Origin of the sequence: Streptomyces sp. HSW2009, assembly GCF_040240285.1 — a bacterium.
Lineage (GTDB): Bacteria > Actinomycetota > Actinomycetes > Streptomycetales > Streptomycetaceae > Streptomyces.
Genome location: NZ_JBEHZD010000926.1, coordinates 1 through 1,780 on the forward strand (window position 1 = coordinate 1; position 1,780 = coordinate 1,780).

A 1,780-nucleotide genomic window follows, 5' to 3' on the forward strand; every position below is an offset into this window, starting at 1 on the left:
CACCGACTTCTACACACGGGTTAGGGGCGCCTGCGGCAGATGTGAATAACCGACCGGGCGCCCGCGCGAGGCGAGCGCGCCACCGGCCCGCCGGCTCCGCCCTCACAACTCTACTGACGGGTAAGGGAGTTGGCGGATTCCACGGAGTCACGTCGGCTGTGACCCGCCACACGCCGTACGTCGCGTGCCGTACGTCGCGGACGCACGCCCTCACGCCGCGGGAGCCGGCCGCTCCAGCGTGCCGGCGGCCTCCCCGGACACCCTGCCTTCCCCGGCCGGCCTTCCCCTGCCGGTGCCGTCGTGCTGCCACCGCTGCCGTCGTACCGGCCACCACCGCTGCCGTCGGCGCCGGGCGCGGCGTCGACGACTACCGGCCCACGGGTCGACAAGGTCCTGCCATAGGCCACTTGACCTGCGTTGATGACCGATTGTCAGTGGTCGCTGGCAGAGTGATCGGCATGACGCAGAACTTCGAGTGGCGGCTTTTCCTTGAGCGTTGGAGCGCCGACCGGATGGCCGTGGCGGCGTACGAGGACCTGGACGGGGACGTCGATGGGGACCTCGAAGGGGACCTGTACGAGAGCCTGGGCGAGGGCACGGGCGAGGAGTCCGAAGAGCGGTCCCGGGCCGGCTGGTTGGGCTTCGAGCCGGCCGGCGAGGCGCGGATCGCCGCGCTGGAGCGAAGGATCGGCCTCCGGCTGCCGCCCTCGTACCGCTCGTTCCTCGCGGTCACCGACGGCTGGCTGCACGCCACGAGGTCGGTCCACCGGCTGGCCGCCGCGGACGAGGTCGCGCTGCACGGCGACCCGTCGGGGCTGCGGGAGGTCTACGAGGCGGAGCTCACCGAGGACTCCGACTGGCAGGAGGTGCTGCTGGCCGGCATGTGGGGGCGGTCGCTGCAACTCGCCGCCGATGCGGACGGGGTCGATGTGCTGCTCGACCCGGGCGACGTGTCGGCCGACGGCGAGTGGGCGGTGTACGTGCACAAGGCGCTGCTGGGCGGGGACGTCGAGCGGTATCCGTCCTTCGCCGCGTTCATGCAGCACATGTTCCGCGCGCTGTACTGCGACCACGGCGACAACCACCCCGACTTCGTCACGCCCACCCTCCGGGAGGTGGCCGCGGCGGTGGAGCGGGCCCGGCAGGACGCGCTCGCCGGTGCGGTCGAGGGCCCGCGGGCGACCCTGCGCGACGCCCGCGCGTACGGCGGGGCCAGGACCCACGCCCTGGCCACCCAGTTCGAACTGCTACTCGGCCACGCGCTGGTGCAGTACCCGAGCGAGCGACGGCTCACCGACCCGTGGTACGCGGGCGAGTTGCTGCCGCTGATCACCGTGCAGCAGATGCGGATGGCCCGGGACGAGACGGCGCTCGTAGCGCTGCACGCGGAGGCGGACCGGGGGCGGGTGGCGACGCTGTTCGCCGAGATCGCCGCCCACACCTTCAGGTACGAGGCGCCCGGGCCCTTCGGGGCGGCCGTGGCCACCGCGCGCGAACCGGCGCGGTGGGGTGGTGCGGAGGAGGCGTGGCGCACCATCGCCGCGGCGCTCCCGGACTGGGAGCCCTACGACGACCGGCACCTGGCGCCGGTCGGACTGCTCGCCGATCCGCTGCTCGGCCCCCTGCTCACCCCGGAGCGCCGCCGGCAGCTCCTCGGGCCCCCCCCCCCCGGGGGGGGGGGGCCCCCCGCCGCGGGGGGGGCGGGGGGGGGGGCCCCCCCACCGGTTGGCCCCCCCCCCGGCGCGTCAACCACTCGGCACCAGTTCAGCCCGTGCGGCTG

Annotated in this window: 1 protein-coding gene; it reads left to right on the forward strand. The window is 74.5% G+C overall.

The window, feature by feature from the left end:
* Nucleotides 1-458: 458 nt before the first annotated feature.
* A partial coding sequence (locus AAHZ94_RS33600) for an SMI1/KNR4 family protein (protein WP_349997482.1) occupies nt 459-1,780 on the forward strand: 1,322 nt, incomplete at its 3' end.